Source organism: Curtobacterium pusillum (assembly GCF_013359865.1).
GTDB lineage: Bacteria > Actinomycetota > Actinomycetes > Actinomycetales > Microbacteriaceae > Curtobacterium > Curtobacterium pusillum.
On sequence record NZ_JABMCE010000085.1, the window covers coordinates 288,266 to 306,120 of the forward strand.

The following is a 17,855-nucleotide window of genomic DNA, read 5'->3' on the forward strand; positions in this document are numbered from 1 at the left end:
GACATGACCACGAACCTCGCGACCTACTCGGTCGTGCTGACGTACTCGGCCATGGCGGTCTACGTCATCGCGTTCATCGCGTTCGCCCTCGACGTCGCGAAGCGCTCGGGCAACGTCGCGGCGGCAGCGGCCGGCACGGCCGATGCCCCGCGCGCGAGCGCCGCCGAGCAGACCGTCGCCACGGTCCAGGGCGGCACCGTCGTCCTCGAGAAGGTGGCGCAGTCGTCCGACGGCGGCACGGGGCGGCGCAGCGGCACGAAGTTCGAGCGTGTCGGCATGGCGATGACGATCCTCGCGCTCGTGCTGCACGTCGGCTCGGACGTGCTCCGCGGCATCGCGGCGGACCGTGTGCCGTGGGGCAACATGTTCGAGTTCTCCCTGACCGGTACCGCGCTGATCATCCTGATCTTCCTGCTCGTGCAGCTCTGGCAGAACCTCAAGTTCCTCGGCGTCTTCATCACCGGCCTGACGATCATCCTGCTCGGCATCGCGACCGTGAACTACTGGGTGCCCGTCGTCCCGCTCCAGCCCGCGCTGCAGTCGTACTGGCTCGTCATCCACGTGTTCGTCGCGATCGCCGGCACCGGGTTCTTCGCCCTCGGCGCCGGTCTCGCGGTGTCGCAGCTCGTGCAGACGTACCGCCAGGGCCGCTCGAGCTCGGGCAAGCTCCGCTTCATGGAGACGCTGCCCGACGCCGACCGGCTCGAGGTCCTCACCTACCGCGTCATCCTCGTCGGCTTCGTGCTGTGGACCTTCACGCTCATCGCCGGTGCGATCTGGGCGGAGCGGGCCTGGGGTCGCTACTGGGGGTGGGACACCAAGGAGGTCTGGACCTTCATCATCTGGGTCATCTACGCCGGGTACATCCACGCCCGTGCGACCCGCGGGTGGCGCGGCGCGCGGTCGTCGTGGCTCGCGCTCATCGGCTTCGCCGCGGTGATGTTCAACTTCTCCGTCGTGAACGTGTTCTTCAAGGGCCTGCACAGCTACTCGGGTCTGTGAGACGCGCCGGTCGCTGACGCGACGAGCAGCGCGTGCACGCGCTCGAGCCGCGCCCGCCACCAGGCGGTGCGCTCCGGCGACGCGGCGTTCCGCTCGAGCAGCTCCCGGGACACCTCCGCACGCCGCACCGGCACGTGCCCGTCGACGGGCAGCAGCGGCGAGGCGGACACGTCCGACTCGAACATCGCCGCCGTCCCGAGGCCGGCGGCGTACCCGGCCGACATCGCCTCCGCGGCGAGGAAGGCCCCCATCCCGAGTCCGACCGACGTGTCGAGCGCGCTCGACACCACGCACGGCAACCCCGCGTCCGCGACGATCGCCCGTGCGGCGGTGATCCCGCCGAGGGGTTGCGCCTTCACGACGAGCACGTCCGCGGCGCCGGCCCGTGCGACGGCGAGCGGGTCCGAGGCCTTGCGCACGCTCTCGTCGGCGGCGATCGGCACGCCGAGTCCCGAGATGCGGGACCGGAGCGACGCGAGTTCCGGCACCGTGCGGCACGGCTGCTCGGCGTACTGCAGGCCGATCGGTGCGAGCCGTTCGAGCGCCTCGGCGGCCTGGGCCACCGACCAGAGGCCGTTCGCGTCGACGCGGACGGCGGCCTCCGGTCCCATCACGCGCCGGACCTCGGTCACGCGGGCGACGTCGTCGTCGATCGTCGTTCCCGGCTCGGCGACCTTGACCTTCGCGGTCGTGCAGCCCGGGTAGCGCGCGAGGAGCGGTGCGACGGCGTCGGGGGCGATCGCCGGCACGGTGGCGTTCACCGGTACGGAGCCGGCGGCGGGCTCGTGCGGGGTCCAGCCGAAGTCGATCGCCGCCCGGAGCCAGGCCGCGGACTCGGCGTCGTCGTACTCGACGAAGGGGGAGAACTCGGTCCAGCCGGTCTCGCCGCGGAGCACCAGGGCTTCCCGCACGGTGATGCCGCGGAACCGAACCCGCATCGGCAGGGCGACGACGTGCGCGTCGGCGAGGAGATCGGCGAGGTCGGGGAGCACGTGACCATCCTGTCAGCGACGTCCAGGGCACCTCACGGTTCCTCGGAGCCGACCGCCAGGGCAGGGCATTAGCATGCATCGGTCGGCCACGGTCGGCAGCAGGGTGAGGACCGGAACGAGGGAGGCTCGGTGGCGCCGGAACCGCAGCAGCGTGCGTCGCAGCGATCGGCCGCACCCGCTTCGACGCGCAACGCCACGGGCCGTCCGACGCAGGGCCGTCCGATGCCCGGTCGCGACACCGACGAGTTCGCCCGCCTCATGCAGCGCAACACCGTGGACGTGCGCCAGCAGGCTCAGGTGGGCCGCAAGCGGCGCAACCCGGTGGTCGGCAAGATCGCCCTCGGTCTCGCCGTCGTCTCGGCCGCGGTCGACGCGAGCGCCTTCGCCGTGTTCATGGGCGGCGACACCGACTTCGCGTTCGGCATCTGCTTCGTCGTGGTGTTCCTGACGCTCATCGCGGCCGTGCTCGGGTTCGTCGCCGCGGTGGGGTCGTTCGGTCGGTGGTACGGCGCGGTCGGGGTGGTCGTGGCGTTCTTCGCGAACCCGGTGATCCTCGTCGTCCTGCTCGTGATCGTCGCGCCCGAGGTCCTCACGGACATGGGCGGTTCGGCTGCGGACGGCATGGGCGTCTGACACGCAGCGGTAGCGTGGGTGCATGGCTGCTCCCGTCTCCGACCTGTTCGATCCCGACGTCTGGACCGCGGCTCCGATCGCGGAGCAGTTCACCGACATCACGTACCACAAGCACGTCTCGCGGGGCATCGTCCGGGTCGCGTTCGACCGTCCCGAGGTCCGCAACGCGTTCCGTCCGCGTACGGTCGACGAGCTGTACCGAGCGCTCGACGACGCCCGCCAGGACCCACGCGTCGGCGTCGTCCTCCTCACCGGGAACGGCCCGAGTCCGAAGGACGGCGGCTGGGCGTTCTGCTCCGGCGGCGACCAGCGGATCCGCGGGCGTAGCGGCTACCAGTACGTCGGTGACGAGGGCGCGCCGCCCGAGGGCGTCGACCCGGCCGCGGCACAGGCGTCGATGGGCCGGCTGCACATCCTCGAGGTCCAGCGCCTCATCCGCATGATGCCCAAGGTCGTCATCGCCGTCGTCCCGGGCTGGGCGGCCGGCGGCGGACACTCCCTGCACGCGATCTGCGACCTGACGATCGCGAGCGCGGAGCACGGGAAGTTCAAGCAGACCGACGCCGACGTGGGCTCGTTCGACGGCGGGTACGGCAGTGCCTACTACGCGAAGCAGATCGGCCAGAAGTTCGCCCGAGAGGTCTTCTTCCTCGCGCAGGAGTACTCGTCCCAGCGCGCGTACGAGATGGGTGCCGTGAACGCCGTCGTCCCGCACGAGGAGCTCGAGCGTGAGGCGATCCGCTGGGGCGAGATCATCCTCGGCAAGTCGCCGACCGCGATCCGGATGCTGAAGTACGCCTTCAACGCGGTGGACGACGGCATGGTCGGGCAGCAGGTGTTCGCGGGCGAGGCCACGCGCCTCGCGTACGGCACCGACGAGGCGGTCGAGGGGCGCGACTCGTTCCTCGAGAAGCGCGCTCCCGAGTGGAGCGCCTTCCCGTGGCACTACTGACGGACCGGTACTCCCGATGACCCGTCCGCTGGTGGCGCTGGGCGCCTCCGATCCGTTGGCCGTGCTGCGCGGCCTGGAGGCGGCACTCGCGGGCGGCCCCGCACTGCTCCCCGTCGCCGAGGGGACTCCGGCGCTGCCGACAGCGGCTCCGGCCGACGTCCCGCAGCGGGTCGCCCTCGTCGTCGAGACGAGCGGGTCCACCGGCACCGGCAAGCGGGTGGCGCTGTCGTCCGAGGCGCTGCTCGCCGGAGCAGCGGCGGCCGACGCGGCCCTCGGCGGTCCGGGCGGTTGGGTGCTCGCGCTGCCCACGCACTACATCGCGGGTATCAACGTCCTGACGCGGTCGATCGCAGCGGGGACGTCGCCCGCCGTCGTCGCGCCGGGACACTTCGACGCCGACGCGTTCGCGGACGCCGCCGATCGGCTCGTCACCGGCCCCGCCGCCCCGCGTCGGTACACGTCGCTCGTGCCGGTGCAGCTCGCACGCGTCCTCGACGACGAGCGCGCCACGAGCGCACTCGCCGGGTTCGACGCCGTCCTCGTCGGCGGTCAGGCGACCCCGGCGCCACTCCGGCAGCGGGCCCTCGACGCCGGGGTCCGGGTCGTGACCACCTACGGTGCGAGCGAGACGAGCGGCGGCTGCGTGTACGACGGCGTCCCGTTCGGGACCGTGCGGACCGAGGTCGTCGACGGCGAGCTGCTCCTGTCCGGGCCGATGCTCGCCGAGGGGTACCTCGACGACGCCGAGCGGACCGCGGCGACGTTCGTGGAGCGCGACGGGCTCCGCTGGTACCGCACGGGCGACGCCGCGGAGGTGTGGGACGGCGTGGTCCGGGTGCTCGGGCGCCTCGACGACGTCGTGATCTCCGGCGGCGAGAAGGTGCCGCTCGGCCTCGTCGAACGCCTCGTCCGCGAGCTCCCCGGCCAGGACACCGCGGTCGTCACCCGACGCGCGTCGGGGGAGTGGGGCGAGGTCCCGGTCGTGGTGACGTCGAACCCGATCGACCTCGACGCCGTCCGGGACCACGTCGGTGCGACGCTCGGGAGGGCGGCGCGCCCCGCCGCCGTGGTCCTCGTCGACCGGGTGCCGATGCTCGCGTCCGGCAAGCCGGACCGACGGGCCGTCCGCGCGCTCGCCGGCCCGACCGCCTGACGGCCGCGACCGGGCCGGATCGCCCGAGTGTCCGGGCCGGGCCGGACCGCCTGGCGGACCGCGCCCCGATCCGGCCAGGCCGCACCGCGCCTCCCGGCGGATCCTCCGGGACCCCGTACGGAACGCATGGCCGACGCCGATACGATTGACGGCCGTGGCACGCACGAAGAACCCGACCCGGTCCAAGGGACGTTCCGGCAACCCGGCGAAGGCCGCGGCACCGCAGCGCACGAAGCGGAAGGCGACCGCGAGCGACTGGATCGGTGGCGCGCGCCTCCGCACCCTGACGCTCGGCGTCGTCCCGGTCGTCATGGGCACGACCGTCGGTTTCGTCGACAGCGGCGAGTCCGGCGACTTCGGCGACTACCTCGCGAAGGACGGCCACCTCGTCATCGCGATCCTCGCGCTGCTCGTCGCGCTGTTCCTGCAGATCGGCGTGAACTACAGCAACGACTACTCCGACGGTGTCCGCGGAACCGACGAGTTCCGCGTCGGTCCGGCGCGTCTCACCGGCGCCGGACTCGCGAAGCCCGGGACCGTGCTGGTCGTCGCGCTGACGTTCTTCGGTCTCGCTGCCGTCGCGGGGATCGTGATCGTGGTGCTCACCCAGCTGTGGTGGCTGCTCCTCGTGGGGGCCGCAGCGATCGTCGCCGCATGGTTCTACACCGGTGGCAAGAAGCCCTACGGGTACAACGCCCTCGGCGAGGTCTTCGTGTTCGTGTTCTTCGGCCTCGTCGCCGTCCTCGGCACGCAGTTCGTCCTCATCGGCGAGGCCACGATGAGCGGCTGGGCGGCCGCGGTCGCCGCCGGGTTCTTCGCTTGCGCCGTCCTGATGGTGAACAACATCCGCGACATCGACGAGGACCGGCTCGCCGGCAAGCGCACGCTCGCGGTCGTCGTCGGGCGTCCGGTCGCCCGGGTGCTCTACGGCCTGTTCCTGATGCTGCCGTACGTGGTCCTGCTCTGGTTCGTGCTGCTCTACTTCCGCACCGGCTTCACGTACTTCTCGCTGCTGCTCGCGCTGCCGGCACTCGCGATCGGGGTCTCGTCGCGGAAGCCGCGCGAACTCATCACCGCCCTGCAGCTGTCGTCGTTCGCGTCGCTCGTGTTCGGGGTCGTGCTCGGCATCACGCTGGCCGTCCAGCCGTAGCGTGCCCCGGCGGCGGGATCAGTCCTCGTCGTGCTCGCGGCGCGCTGCGTGCCGGTCGGCGTCGGAGACCGGGCGTTCGACCGGGGCATCGGTGTCCGCCGCGTCGACGAAGTCGTCCTCGAAGTCGCTGTCGGCGTCGCGCTCGGGCTTCCCGCGGCGGTTCGCCAGGCTCTCGGTCACGTTGCCGCGCAGCTTCGGCAGCGCGATGTACGAGACGAGCAGGCCGATGAGTGCCGCGCCGATGGTCGCCCAGTACCACTGCAGACCGATCACGAGCAGGACGGCGAGGGCCGCGGCGAAGATGCCGAGACGGGCCAGGGTGTAGACGAGCCACGCTTTCACCCGGCAAGTCTACGGAAGCGGAACCGGCAGACACCCCACAGGCTCGCGACCTAGACTCCGGGCATGGTCCGACTGTGGCTGATCGTCGTCGTGGCCGCCGTGGCGTTCACGGTGTACGCGGCGATCGACTGCGCCACGATGCCCCGCCAGCGTGTCCGTTCCCTCCGGCGCGGCCTCTGGGTGCTGCTCGTGATCGTCCTCCCCGTGCTCGGCGGCGTGCTGTGGTTCCTGCTCGGCCGCGCCCCCGCGACCGTGTCGGGCGGTGGCTCCGGGTACCGTGGACCCGAAGACGACCCGGACTTCCTCGGCGGCGCCCACCGCCCCGAGCGGCACCGCACGGACAAGGACCAGGACGACGAGACCCTCCGAGACCTCGAACAGCAGTTCCGAGACCGAGACCGCCGAGCCGACGACGACGGCCGCGCCGATCGCTGACGGTCCAGCGGGATCCGGCAGCCCGGCCACCGACTTCGCGCTGGCACTCCTCGCCGAACTCGCCCGCGCCGGCGTGACCGACGTCGTGGTCAGCCCCGGCTCACGGTCCCAGGCCCTCGCCCTCGCCGCGGTCGCCCTCGAACGCGCCGGCGGCATCAGCGTGCACGTCCGGCTCGACGAACGCACCGCCGGGTTCTTCGCGCTCGGACTCGCGGTGGAGTCCGGCCGGCCGGCCGCGGTGGTCACGACGTCCGGCACCGCGGTCGCCAACCTGCACCCCGCCGTGCTCGAGGCCCACCACTCCGGCGTTCCCATGATCGTCGTCAGCGCCGACCGGCCCGACGAGCTGCGCGGGATCGGCAGCAACCAGACCACCGTCCAGCCCGGGATCTTCGGTCCGGCCGTCACGTTCGTCCGGGACGTCGAGGCGCCCACCGCGCACGGGGTGGACGCGAGCACCGTGGACACGGTCCGGACGCTCGTCCGGCAGGCGGTCGCCGCTGCCGCCGGACACGAGGGGCAGCCCGGGCCCGTGCAGCTCAACGTGGCGTTCCGCGAGCCGCTGTCCGCCGGACTCGGCGACGACGACGTCCGACCGGTACCCGACGACGAGGTCGACCTCGCCTTCGCCACCCGTCGGGTGCACTCCGGCCTGCCGGTCGTCGAGCTGACGCCGGACGACGAGCCCGCGACGGTCGTCATCGCCGGGCACGACGCCGGGGCGGACGCCGAACGGATCGCCTGGGAGCTCGGTGCGCCGCTCGTCGCCGAGGTGTCGAGCGGGGCGCGTTTCGGACGGAACCTCGTCGTGGCCTACCGGGAGCTCCTCCGCGAGCCCGGCTTCGGCGGCGCGGTCCGCCGCGCCGTCGTGCTCGGCCATCCCACCCTGAGCCGCGAGATCCCCGCGCTCCTGCAACGAGCCGACGTCGAGACGATCGTGGTCCGCGGGCCGGGAGCCGATCCGTTCGACCCGGCCCGCGCCTCCCGGTCCGACGCGGCGACCACCTTCGTGTCCGACGTCCGAGTGACCGGCCGCACCCGGCCGGAGCACCGCGCCTGGGTGGGGCGCTGGGTGGCGACGAGCCGTGCGCTGCTCGGCGACGGCGATGCCGGCCCGGACCTCGACGCGAAGCGTTCGAGCGACCGCGCCGAGCGGAACAGGTTCCTCCGCGACGAGGTCGCGCTTCGTCGCCGCCGGGTCGACCGGACGATGCTCGCGGACGCCGTGTGGGGGGCGACCTGGCCGCACGACCGGCTCGTCCTCGGCGCGTCGCAGATCATCCGCGTCGCGGACGGGCACGTCGCGGGGAAGGCGATCCGCGTGCACGCGAACCGCGGACTCGCCGGCATCGACGGGACCGTGTCGACCGCGCTCGGCATCGCCGCCGCGCTCGAACGGTCGTCCGCGTCCGTCGGGACCACGCGTGTCCTGCTCGGCGACCTGACGCTGCTGCACGACCTCGGGGCGCTCGTCACCGGCGTCGAGGAACCGCGGCACCGCGTGCAGGTCATCGTCGGCAACGACGCCGGGGGAGCGATCTTCCGCGGGCTCGAGGTGGCGGCGACCACACCCGAGGCCGACATGCGCCGGATGATGACCACGCCGCAGCACGTCGACGTGGAACCGGTCGTGACGGGCCTCGGATGGGAGTACCGGCGGGCGGCCACCTGGGGTGACCTCGAGCGGGTCCTGACCGACCCGGCCGAACGCGTCGTGATCGAGGTGCCGCTGGCCGACTGAGGGGCGCGCGCCGACGGGCGGTTCGCGCTACGCCAGGGCGTCGGTCATCGGGCGGAACTTCAACGCCGTCTCGGCGACCTCGCGCGCCGGGTCCGATCCGGCGACGATGCCAGCACCCGCCCACGCGCGTACGGTGCCGTCGTCGCTGACCCGCGCGCTCCGGAGGGCGAGCATCCACTCGCCGTCGCCGTTCGCACCGAGCCAGCCCACGGGTCCCGCGTACCGCCCGCGGTCGACACCCTCGAGCTCGGCGACGAGCCGCACGGCCACGTCGGTCGGCGTGCCCGCGACGGCCGCCGTCGGGTGCAGGGCGTCGGCGACGTCGAGCGAGGTCGTGCCGACCGGCAGGGTCGCCTGCACGTCGGTGGCGAGGTGCCACAGGTTCGGCAGCTGCAACCGGAACGGCTCCGGGTCCACGCGCAGGTCGGAAGCGATGGGCCGCAGGGCCGCGAGCAGGCTCTGGATCGCGAAGCCGTGCTCCTCGACGTCCTTCGTGCTCGCCGCGAGGGCCTCGGCGGCGGCACGGTCGGAAACGGGATCGCTGCCGCGCGCCGCACTGCCGGCGAGCACCCGGGCGGAGAGCCGGGTGCCGTCGGTGCGGGCGAGCGTCTCCGGGGTCGCGCCCACGAGCCCGTCGACGGCGAACGTCACGCACTGCGGGTAGGCCTCGGCGAGGTCGAGCAGGACGGCCCGTCGATCGGCACCCTCCGGCAGACGGCCGACGAGGTCGCGCGCGAGCACGACCTTCTCGGCGTCGCCCGCGGTGATCCGGCGCACGGCGTCCGCGACCTTGTCGGCGTAGGCGTCGGCGTCGATGTCTCCTGGTCCGAGGGCGACGGAGACGTGCGGGCCGACGTGCGGCACCGGCACCGAGGTGCGGGTGAACGCCAGGGGCTCGGGACCGGGGGTGGTGTCGACGGCGGTGAGCCAGGCCTTGCCACGGCGTCGGCCGATCACGACGCGGGGCACGACAAGGACGCTCGTCTCGGCGGAGTCGTCGGCGAACGTGAACGAGCCGAACGCCACGAGTCCGGTCCCACGCAACTGCACGGGATCGTCGACCTCGGCGTCCTGCACGAGGTCCCGCCACACGGCGGACGCCTCCCGCATCCGGTCGGGCCCGCTGAACGTGAAGCGCAGCGCCTCGCCGATGCCGACGATGCCGTCGCCGTTCCGGACGAACGCGAGTGGACTCTCCCGGAGGGTGTGGCGGAGGACGGCGCCCGGATCGTCGAGGATCCGGGTCGAGACCGTCAGCGGCGGGGCGGCCGTGGTGGTTCGGGTCACGGAGCGATCGTACGCTCCGGGGAACGCCCGGCCGGGACCTCTAGGATGTTGTGGGTGAGCAGAGCGGACCTGAACAAGCGGCCGGACGAGGTGGCGGCCATGTTCGACGACGTCGCCGCGAAGTACGACCTCACGAACGACATCCTCTCGGCGGGGAACGCCCCGCTGTGGCGTGTCGCGACGGTCCGCGCGGTCGACCCCCAGCCCGGCGAGAAGGTGCTCGACATCGCCGCCGGGACCGGCACGAGCGCCGCGGCCTTCGCGAAGAAAGGCGCGGACGTGACCGCGCTCGACCTCTCCGCGGGCATGATCGCCGTCGGGCGCGAACGGCACCCCGAGATCACCTTCGTCGAGGGCGACGCCGAGCAGCTGCCCTTCGACGACGACACCTTCGACGCCGTGTCGATCTCCTTCGGCCTCCGCAACGTGAACGACCCGATGCAGGCGCTCGGCGAGATGCTCCGCGTCCTGAAGCCCGGCGGCCGAGTGGTCATCTGCGAGTTCTCGACGCCGCCGCTCGCCCTGCTGCGCTTCGGGTACGGCACCTACCTCAAGCGGGTGCTCCCCGGCGTCGCACGGCTGTCGAGCAGCAACCCGGCCGCCTACCGCTACCTCGCCGAGTCGATCGAGGCGTGGCCCGACCAGCAGGTCCTCAGCCAGTGGCTCCGCGGCGTCGGGTTCACGATGGTCGCCTACCGGAACCTCACGGCCGGTATCGTCGCACTGCACCGCGGTCGCAAGCCCGTGGCGGGCACGGTCCGCGAGTCCGCCGCCCGTCGTGCGAAGGCGCGCCGCGAGCACCAGCACACCGGTGAGCAGCCGAGCGTCGACCCGACCGACGCCTGACCGGTCCGTCCACCCCCGAACACGGAGCAGCACTTGAATCCGAGCGTCCCGGTCGCGCGTCGCGCACCGAGCCTCCGCGCGTCGCTGGGTCTCGGCGAGCGACTGTTCGCCAGCCCCGCGGAACGGCGGTTCATCGCGGCCGTCGACGACGGGCTCGAGCTCGTCGAGCAGGGTCTCGAGGACGCCATGCGCTCCACGGACACCCTCGCCGACACGACCAGCCGGTACCTGCTGTCCGCGGGCGGCAAGCGGATCCGCCCGACGCTGACGCTCCTCATCGCCCAGCTCGGCGACGGCGTGACCGACGCGGTCGTGAAGGCCGCCGTGAGCATCGAGACGACCCACCTGGCATCGCTGTACCACGACGACGTCATGGACGAGGCACCGGTGCGTCGCGGTGTCCCTGCGGCGCACGTGACCTACGGGAACAACGTCGCGATCCTCACCGGGGACCTGCTCTTCGCCCGCGCCAGCCTCATCACCGCGGACCTCGGCACCGAGGGCATCCGGATGCAGGCCGAGACGTTCCAGCGCCTCTGCATGGGCCAGCTCCACGAGACCACCGGCCCCCAGCCCGGGGACGACCCGGTCGAGCACTACATCCAGGTCCTCAGCGACAAGACCGGTTCGCTCATCGCGACGGCCGCCCGCGCCGGTGTGATGTTCTCCGGCGCCGACCGCGCGTACCTCGACGCCGTCGGTACCTTCGGCGAGAAGGTCGGTGTGGCCTTCCAGCTCGTCGACGACGTCATCGACCTCGCCCCGGCGAAGGACAAGACCGGCAAGATCGCCGGCAACGACCTGCGCGCGGGCGTCGACACCCTGCCGCTGCTGCAGCTGAAGCGCCTCGCCGCGACCGGCAGCGCCGACGCGTTCGACCTCCTCGGACGCATCGAGCGGGACGTGAACGCAGCACCGGACGACGTGGTCGACTCCACGCCGTACCAGTCCGCGGTGGCCGCGCTCCGCGAGCACGAGGCCACCGCCGCCACCCGGGCCGTCGCGGTCCGCTGGGCGACGGAAGCGGTCGACGCGCTCGCACCGCTGCCGGACGGGACCGTCAAGCGGGCCCTCATCCGCTTCGCCGAGTCCGTCGTCGAACGCAGCCGCTAGAGCCCATCGGGAGCATCCCACCCGAACGAAACTGGAGACGATCAGTGCCCACCCTCCGAGTCGCCATCGTCGGCGCCGGCCCCGCCGGCATCTACGCCGCGGACATCCTGCTGCGCGAGGCCCACGTCCACGACGTGTCGATCGACCTGTTCGAGCAGCTCCCCGCCCCGTACGGGCTGGTCCGCTACGGCGTCGCCCCGGACCACCCCCGCATCAAGGGCATCATCAACGCGCTCCGCGACGTGCTCGACCGCGGTGTCGTCCGGCTGTTCGGCAACGTCCGGTTCGGCGAGGACATCACCCTCGACGACCTCAAGAAGCACTACCACGCCGTGGTGTTCTCGACGGGGGCGATCAAGGACGCCGACCTGGACGTCCCGGGCGTCGAGCTCGAGGGGTCGTACGGCGCCGCCGACTTCGTCAGCTGGTTCGACGGCCACCCCGACGTCCCGCGCACGTGGCCCCTGACGGCCGAGAGCGTGGCGGTGATCGGCAACGGCAACGTCGCCCTCGACGTGTCCAGGATCCTCGCCAAGCACGCCGACGACCTCCTGCCGACCGAGATCCCGGCGAACGTCTACGAGGGCCTCAAGGCGTCCCCGGTCACCGACGTCCACGTGTTCGGCCGCCGCGGACCGGCGCAGGTGAAGTTCACCCCGCTCGAGCTCCGCGAACTCGGCGAACTCCGCGACGTCGACATGATCGTCTACGACGAGGACTTCGACCACGACGAGGCCTCGAAGACAGCCATCGCGACGAACAAGCAGGTCATGGTGATGAACCGCGTGCTCGAGCAGTGGCGCACGCGCGAGACCGGGCAGGCGAGCCGACGGCTGCACCTGCACTTCTACGCGAAGCCCCTCGAGTTCGTCGGCGACGACGAGGGTCGACTGACCGCGATCCGGTACGAGCGCACACGACCGAACGGCCAGGGCGGCGTCGAGGGCACCGGCGAGGTCCGCGAGATCCCGATCCAGGCGGCCTACCGCGCGGTCGGCTACTTCGGGTCGCCCCTGCCGGGCGTCCCGTTCGACGAGCGCCACGGGGTGATCCCGAACCACGAGGGCCAGGTCCTCGACGACGACAACCAGCAGATCCCGGGCGTCTACGCCACCGGCTGGATCAAGCGTGGGCCGGTCGGCCTCATCGGGCACACGAAGTCCGACGCGATGGAGACCGTGCAGCACATCGTCAACGACCAGGCGAGCTGGTGGACGCCGGCGGACCCGACCGAGGCAGCGATCCCGGCCCTGCTCACCGCACGTGGGGTGGACTACACGGACCTCGACGGCTGGCACAACCTCGACGCCCACGAGCTCGCGCTCGGCGAGGCCGAGGGGCGCGAGCGCATCAAGGTCGTCCCGCGTGACGAGATGGTCGACGTCTCACTCGGCCGCGCCGCGGCGACGCCGGCCCGAGCCGACAGCGCCGGTTCCCGCACGAGTTGACCGCCCGGCCGCGCACGCCATGACGAACGCACGCCCCGCACCGCCCACCGCGTCGCGGGGCGTGCCCGTCTCCGGCCACAGACTGCAGGGCGTCGACGTCGCGCGGGCGCTCGCCCTGCTCGGCATGATGGCGACCCACGTCGGCGGCATCGCGGACCAGGTGGACTGGACCGACCCGGGCACGTGGGCGGCGATCGCCCACGGCCGGTCGTCGTCGCTGTTCGCGGTGCTCGCGGGTGTCTCGATCGGCCTGACGAGCGGGCGGGCGACGCCGCCGGGGCCGCCCGTCATCGGCCGGATCCGCGGGCGGCTCGCGGTCCGCGCGGCCGTGGTCGTCGCCGTCGGCCTCCTCCTGATGGCGCTGCAGACACCCGTGTACGTGATCCTGCCGACCTACGGCGTGCTGTTCCTGCTGGCGATCCCGGTGCTGCGGGTCCGCCCACGATGGTTGGTCGTGATCGCCGCGGCCTGCGCGGTGCTCTCGCCCGTCGTCGCGCTCGGGATCGTCCCGCTCTACACGGACGCGGGGATGTGGGAGGTGCAGCTCGGGCTGGTCTACCCCGTGGTCACCTTCCTGGCGTACGTCCTGGTCGGTCTCGCGGTCGCCCGCTGGGGAGTGGCGCGGCGCAGGCAGGTCGCGCTCCTCGCGTCCGGCACGGTGGTCGCCGTCGTCGCGTACGTCGTCGGGAACGTCCTCGCTCCGGTGCCGGTCGACGCGTCGCAGGCGTTCCCCGGCGTGCCGTACGCCGGGCAGGGGAGCAGCCCGGCCCAGGCGCTCGCGCAGCTCTTCCTGTCGCCGCGTGACCACTCGTCGTCGATCGTCGACGTCGTCGGGACCTCCGGGGTCGCGGTCGCGGTGATCGCGCTGTGCACGCTGCTGTTCGACGGGCGTGGTCGGACGGCCCGGCGCATGGCGTTCCCGCTGGCCGCGCTGGGCTCGATGCCGCTGACGGTCTACGCGGGGCACCTCGTCGTGCTCGCGGTCCTGCCCGGGTACCCCGACTCCGGGTCGGCGTGGGGGTGGTTCGCGGTCGGATCGGTCCTGTTCGCGACGGCGTGGCGCACGTTCCTCGGACGCGGGCCGCTGGAACGCCTGACCGCACGGCTGACCCGGCTGGTACCGGACCGGCGCTGACGGCCTGCCCCGCGCCTCCCGTCCGGGGCGCTACTGCAGGGCGGCGGTGAGCCGCGCGACGTTGTCGAGGACCTGCGACCGCCGCGGCCGCTCGACCCACTCGTCGAGCGTGAGCTCGAAGCTGTGCTCCTTGTAGGCGTTCTGCACCTCGCGGAGCGCGTGCACGAAGCGGCTGCCGCGGACCATCACGGACACCTCGAGGTTGAGGCTGAACGAGCGCATGTCCATGTTGCTCGACCCGATGACGGACACCTCGTCGTCGATCGTGAAGTGCTTCGCGTGCAGGATCGTCGGCGCTCGGTACAGCCAGATCTTCACCCCCGCACGGAGCAGCCCCTCGTAGTAGGAGCGCTGCGCGTGCCACGTCATCGCGTGGTCGCCCATCTCGCCGACGAACAGCTCGACCTCGATCCCGCGCTGCGCCGTCGTCGTGATCGCGTAGAGCATCGAGTCGTCGGGCACGAAGTACGGCGAGGTGATCGACACCTTCTCCTGCGCCGAGTAGAGCAGTGCGTTGAAGAGACGCAGGTTGTTCTCGCCGTCGAAGCCAGGGCCGGACGGCACCACCTGGCAGTCCAGGGCGTCCCCGCGGTCCGCGCGCTGCACGGGGTCGCTCTCGCGGAGCAGGAGTTCGTCGGTCTCGCTGTACCAGTCGGTGACGAACAGGGCGTTGAGGCCGGCGACGACCGGGCCCTCGAACCGGGCGAAGAGGTCCTTGTAGACCATGCCCTTGTCGAGGTGCGACTTGAGGTCGTAGGACTTGTCGATGAGGTTCTGCGACCCGGTGAACGCCACCCATCCGTCGATCACCATGATCTTGCGGTGGTTGCGGAGGTCGGGGCGCTGGAACTTCCCCTGGAACGGCAGCAGCGGCAGCATGAGGTGCCATTCGATGCCGGCGTCGTCCATGAACGCCAGGGTGTCCTTGTACCCGGGGTAGCCGCGGCTCGCCCAGTGGTCGAGCAGGAAGCGCACGGTGACGCCGCGCGCCTGAGCACGGGCGAGCGCCTCGAAGAACGGACGCGTGGTGTCGTCGATCGTGGCGATGTAGAACTCGACGTGGACGAACCGTCGGGCCTGGTCGATCGACCGGGTCATCTCGGCGATGGACTCGTCGTAGTCCGGGTAGAGCTCGGCCGAGTTGCCGCCGACGAGGGGCATCGCGCCGAGCTCACGGTTGAGCTTCGTGATGCTCTCGAGCCACGGCGGCCACGGGTGGTCACGGCGGACGCGCTCGATGCCCTCGGTCTGCTCGAGGATGTACGCGTTGATCTCCGTCTGCTTCTCACGCCGTGCCCGGGGGAGCTTCGTCGAGCCGATGACGAGGAAGACGATGAACCCGATGTAGGGGATCAGGAAGATCGCCAGCAGCCACGCGGTCGCGGTCTGCGGCTTGCGGTTGATCGGGACGTAGATGATCGAGAAGACGCGGATCGCCAGGTCCAGGAGGACCAGGAAGACCGTGATCGCGACGTTGAGCCAGTGCTCCACTGCGGTGCGTGGCGCGTCAGCGGAAGTTGATGAACTGCAAGGGCACGTCGAACTCCTGGCCCTTGAGGAGCTGGATCGTCTGCTGCAGGTCGTCGCGGCTCTTCGAGGAGACGCGGAGCTCGTCACCCTGGATCTGGCTCTTCACGCTCTTCGGGGCGTCGGAGCGGAGGAAGGCGCCGATCTTCTTCGCGACGTCCTGCTCGATCCCGTTCTTGAACTTCACCTCGATGCGGTACTCCTTGCCGGAGGGGTAGGGGTCGCCCGCGTCGAGGCTCTTCAGGCTGATGCCGCGCTTGATCGCCTTGCTCTGCAGCACGTCGAGGACGGCCTTGGCGCGCTCCTCGGAGTTCGCCTTGATGAGGACGTCCTCGCCGCTGAACGCGATCGACGCGTCGGCACCCTTGAAGTCGTACCGCTGGTCGATCTCCTTGGCGGCCTGGTTGAGGGCGTTCTCCGCCTCCATCTTGTCGACCTTGCTGACCACGTCGAAGGAGCTGTCTGCCATGCGGGACAGCCTAACTTGGTCCGGGAGGCGCGGTTCGGCCCCCGAGCGCGGGTGGCGGGACCGGGGCGGTCGGGTCCGGATTGGTCACGAGCACCATCCTGGATCGGCTATGCTTTCATGCGCGCCTTCGGTTGGTGACTACACGGGCCGGGTGCGCACATGGCAAGTTACCCAAGCGGCCAAAGGGATCTGACTGTAAATCAGCCGGCGTAGCCTTCGGGGGTTCGAATCCCTCACTTGCCACCCACGAGAACGGCCCCGTCCACTGCGGACGGGGCCGTTCCGTTTCCGGCAGGCTGGTCCCATGCCCTCCGACCTCACCCCGTCCCGGTTCGCCGACCTCGCCGAGTCCATCGCCCGTGAAGCGGCCACCCTCGCCGCCCGTCGGCGTGCCGAGGGCGTCGAGGTCGCGGACCGGAAGTCGAGCATCGCCGACGTCGTCACCGCCGCCGATCGCGAGGTCGAGACGCTGATCCGTTCCCGGATCGCCGAGGCCCGCCCGGACGACGCCTTCTTCGGGGAGGAGTCGGGCACGGGTGCGGGCACGTCGGGGATCACCTGGGTGGTCGACCCCATCGACGGAACGGTGAACTACCTCTACGGCAGCCCCGAGTACGGCGTCAGCATCGGCGTCGTGCGCGGCTCGGCGGATCCCGCGGCCTGGGAACCGATCGCCGGCGTCGTCGTCGCACCCGCGACCGGTGTCGTGTACCGCGCGGCGGCGGGCGAGGGTGCCACGCGTGACGGCGAACCGCTGCACGCCGGGTCGCCGGCCTCCCTCGCCGAGACGCTCGTCGCCACCGGGTTCGGGTACACCGTCGATCGTCGTCGGCAGCAGGTCGGGGTGCTCGCCGGGCTCATCGGCGAGGTCCGCGACATCCGCCGCGGGGGAGCCGCGTCGCTGGACTGCTGCGCGGTCGGTGCGGGCACCGTCGACGCCTACTACGAGCGCGGCATCAACCCGTGGGACATGGCGGCGGGGTCGGTCATCGCGCAGGAGGCCGGTGCGGACATCCGCATCTGGGAGGCCGGCGGAACCCGGTCCTTCCTGTTCGCGAGTCCCGCCGTCGTCGACGAGCTCGCCACACTGCTGCAGCGCCTCGAGGAGGACGTGCTCACGCAGTGATCCCGCCGACCCTCGGTCTGGGGGAGCCGTGTGGTCATGACCAGGACTGGCGACGAGGTAGGGCATTTGCTACCGTGCTCAGGTCCCGTTATCTGCTCGTTACCAACGAGCGCGTCTCGCCCCGATCAGGATCCTCCCCGAACACATGCCCCACTCCTCCCTCTCGCCCGTGCACGCCGACGGCCCCGCGGACCCCTCCGCACCGGTCGTCCACCTGACCCGACGGGCCCGCATCGAGGCGGAGCGAGCGGCGGCGAAGGCGACGGTGCCGGTGGGCGAGGGTGACCGCGCCGAGCAGGCGATGGGCGAGGCGGAGGCGAGCCGCGCCTCCCGTCCGTCCTTCGACGACCTCGTGACGCCCGTCACCCCGGTGACCCCGCCCGCCCCGGCGTCCCCGATCGACCTCGCGCCGACCTCCCCGGCGATGCCGGCCTCGACGGCCGCACCCGTGACGCCGCCCGCGCCCTCGTCGCCCGTCGTGGCGTCCGCGCCCGGCCCCGTGGC

General features: G+C 71.9%; 17 protein-coding genes, 1 tRNA gene and 1 pseudogene. 14 read left to right on the forward strand and 5 right to left on the reverse strand.

Translation table 11 applies throughout. The features are described 5' to 3' along the window. Positions 1 to 3 precede the first annotated feature (3 nt). The gene (gene ccsB / locus HP507_RS16140) at positions 4 to 1,002 is read left to right on the forward strand and encodes a c-type cytochrome biogenesis protein CcsB (RefSeq protein WP_175352846.1); all 999 of its coding nucleotides are present in this window, start codon (positions 4 to 6) and stop codon (positions 1,000 to 1,002) included. Here the strand turns inward: ccsB and HP507_RS16145 are convergent. Beyond that, positions 987 to 1,994 (reverse strand): o-succinylbenzoate synthase, encoded by a 1,008-nt coding sequence (locus HP507_RS16145; RefSeq protein ID WP_175352797.1) that lies wholly within the window; start codon positions 1,992 to 1,994, stop codon positions 987 to 989. The genes ccsB and HP507_RS16145 overlap by 16 nt on opposite strands. Before the next feature lie 129 nt (positions 1,995 to 2,123). On the opposite strand from HP507_RS16145, the gene HP507_RS16150 reads away from it, so the two are divergent. The 4 genes from HP507_RS16150 to HP507_RS16165 all read left to right on the forward strand — a co-directional run bounded on the left by HP507_RS16150 (position 2,124) and on the right by HP507_RS16165 (position 5,882). Continuing rightward, entirely contained in the window at positions 2,124 to 2,627 is a 504-nt protein-coding gene (locus HP507_RS16150) for a hypothetical protein (RefSeq protein ID WP_175352798.1), read from the forward strand. A gap of 22 nt (positions 2,628 to 2,649) precedes the next feature. After that, entirely contained in the window at positions 2,650 to 3,579 is a 930-nt protein-coding gene (locus HP507_RS16155) for a 1,4-dihydroxy-2-naphthoyl-CoA synthase (RefSeq protein ID WP_175352799.1), read from the forward strand. Positions 3,580 to 3,595: 16 nt separating this feature from the next. Then, positions 3,596 to 4,732: an AMP-binding protein gene (locus HP507_RS16160; RefSeq protein WP_175352800.1), complete on the forward strand. Its 1,137-nt coding sequence runs from the start codon at positions 3,596 to 3,598 to the stop codon at positions 4,730 to 4,732. Between the two features lie 154 nt (positions 4,733 to 4,886). After that, positions 4,887 to 5,882 carry a 1,4-dihydroxy-2-naphthoate polyprenyltransferase gene (locus HP507_RS16165; protein ID WP_271207236.1) on the forward strand — a complete coding sequence of 332 codons (996 nt, stop codon included), beginning with the start codon at positions 4,887 to 4,889 and terminating at the stop codon, positions 5,880 to 5,882. Positions 5,883 to 5,900: 18 nt separating this feature from the next. Here HP507_RS16165 and HP507_RS16170 read toward each other — a convergent pair whose 3' ends face one another. Beyond that, positions 5,901 to 6,224 carry a DUF4229 domain-containing protein gene (locus HP507_RS16170; protein WP_175352802.1) on the reverse strand — a complete coding sequence of 108 codons (324 nt, stop codon included), beginning with the start codon at positions 6,222 to 6,224 and terminating at the stop codon, positions 5,901 to 5,903. 63 nt (positions 6,225 to 6,287) lie between these two features. On the opposite strand from HP507_RS16170, the gene HP507_RS16175 reads away from it, so the two are divergent. Next, entirely contained in the window at positions 6,288 to 6,659 is a 372-nt protein-coding gene (locus HP507_RS16175) for a PLDc N-terminal domain-containing protein (protein WP_175352803.1), read from the forward strand. Then, complete coding sequence (menD, locus tag HP507_RS16180) at positions 6,652 to 8,400, forward strand: 2-succinyl-5-enolpyruvyl-6-hydroxy-3-cyclohexene-1-carboxylic-acid synthase (protein ID WP_175352847.1); 1,749 nt, start codon at positions 6,652 to 6,654, stop codon at positions 8,398 to 8,400. The genes HP507_RS16175 and menD overlap by 8 nt, the downstream gene beginning before the upstream one ends. Positions 8,401 to 8,427: 27 nt before the next feature. Here the strand turns inward: menD and HP507_RS16185 are convergent, their stop codons facing one another. Then, positions 8,428 to 9,687, reverse strand: coding sequence for an isochorismate synthase (locus HP507_RS16185; RefSeq protein ID WP_175352804.1), 1,260 nt, complete (start codon positions 9,685 to 9,687; stop codon positions 8,428 to 8,430). Positions 9,688 to 9,741: 54 nt separating this feature from the next. Here HP507_RS16185 and HP507_RS16190 point away from each other — a divergent pair, with 54 nt between their 5' ends. The 4 genes from HP507_RS16190 to HP507_RS16205 are packed head-to-tail and all read left to right on the forward strand — an operon-like array spanning position 9,742 to position 14,229. Next, the gene (locus tag HP507_RS16190) at positions 9,742 to 10,533 is read left to right on the forward strand and encodes a demethylmenaquinone methyltransferase (protein ID WP_175352805.1); all 792 of its coding nucleotides are present in this window, start codon (positions 9,742 to 9,744) and stop codon (positions 10,531 to 10,533) included. 33 nt (positions 10,534 to 10,566) lie between these two features. Continuing rightward, on the forward strand, positions 10,567 to 11,646 hold the full coding sequence (locus HP507_RS16195) for a polyprenyl synthetase family protein (RefSeq protein ID WP_175352806.1): 1,080 nt from the start codon (positions 10,567 to 10,569) through the stop codon (positions 11,644 to 11,646). A gap of 44 nt (positions 11,647 to 11,690) precedes the next feature. Beyond that, entirely contained in the window at positions 11,691 to 13,094 is a 1,404-nt protein-coding gene (locus tag HP507_RS16200; RefSeq protein ID WP_175352807.1) for an FAD-dependent oxidoreductase, read from the forward strand. Positions 13,095 to 13,113: 19 nt separating this feature from the next. After that, positions 13,114 to 14,229: a heparan-alpha-glucosaminide N-acetyltransferase domain-containing protein gene (locus tag HP507_RS16205; protein ID WP_175352808.1), complete on the forward strand. Its 1,116-nt coding sequence runs from the start codon at positions 13,114 to 13,116 to the stop codon at positions 14,227 to 14,229. Between the two features lie 30 nt (positions 14,230 to 14,259). On the opposite strand, the gene cls is transcribed toward HP507_RS16205, so the two are convergent. Together cls and HP507_RS16215 are read right to left on the reverse strand one after the other, a co-directional pair. After that, entirely contained in the window at positions 14,260 to 15,720 is a 1,461-nt protein-coding gene (gene cls / locus HP507_RS16210) for a cardiolipin synthase (RefSeq protein WP_175352809.1), read from the reverse strand. A 16-nt stretch (positions 15,721 to 15,736) separates the two neighbouring features. Next, positions 15,737 to 16,225: a YajQ family cyclic di-GMP-binding protein gene (locus HP507_RS16215; protein ID WP_175352810.1), complete on the reverse strand. Its 489-nt coding sequence runs from the start codon at positions 16,223 to 16,225 to the stop codon at positions 15,737 to 15,739. Positions 16,226 to 16,386: 161 nt separating this feature from the next. On the opposite strand from HP507_RS16215, the gene HP507_RS16220 reads away from it, so the two are divergent. The 3 genes and pseudogenes from HP507_RS16220 to HP507_RS16230 form a co-directional block, all read left to right on the forward strand. Then, positions 16,387 to 16,468, forward strand: a tRNA-Tyr gene (locus HP507_RS16220). A gap of 61 nt (positions 16,469 to 16,529) precedes the next feature. After that, positions 16,530 to 17,351, forward strand: a complete 822-nt coding sequence (locus HP507_RS16225) for an inositol monophosphatase family protein (RefSeq protein WP_175352811.1) — start codon at positions 16,530 to 16,532, stop codon at positions 17,349 to 17,351. Between the two features lie 145 nt (positions 17,352 to 17,496). Next, positions 17,497 to 17,855: pseudogene (locus HP507_RS16230) on the forward strand (hypothetical protein); the annotation flags it as partial.

Excerpts from the sequence above, each read along its gene's own strand:
- HP507_RS16175 (WP_175352803.1), top strand. The coding sequence starts at position 6,288 with ATGGTCCGACTGTGGCTGATCGTCGTCGTGGCCGCCGTGGCGTTCACG.
- HP507_RS16160 (WP_175352800.1), top strand. The coding sequence starts at position 3,596 with ATGACCCGTCCGCTGGTGGCGCTGGGCGCCTCCGATCCGTTGGCCGTG.
- HP507_RS16215 (WP_175352810.1), bottom strand. The coding sequence starts at position 16,225 with ATGGCAGACAGCTCCTTCGACGTGGTCAGCAAGGTCGACAAGATGGAG.
- HP507_RS16205 (WP_175352808.1), top strand. The coding sequence starts at position 13,114 with ATGACGAACGCACGCCCCGCACCGCCCACCGCGTCGCGGGGCGTGCCC.
- HP507_RS16155 (WP_175352799.1), top strand. The coding sequence starts at position 2,650 with ATGGCTGCTCCCGTCTCCGACCTGTTCGATCCCGACGTCTGGACCGCG.
- ccsB (WP_175352846.1), top strand. The coding sequence starts at position 4 with ATGACCACGAACCTCGCGACCTACTCGGTCGTGCTGACGTACTCGGCC.
- HP507_RS16225 (WP_175352811.1), top strand. The coding sequence starts at position 16,530 with ATGCCCTCCGACCTCACCCCGTCCCGGTTCGCCGACCTCGCCGAGTCC.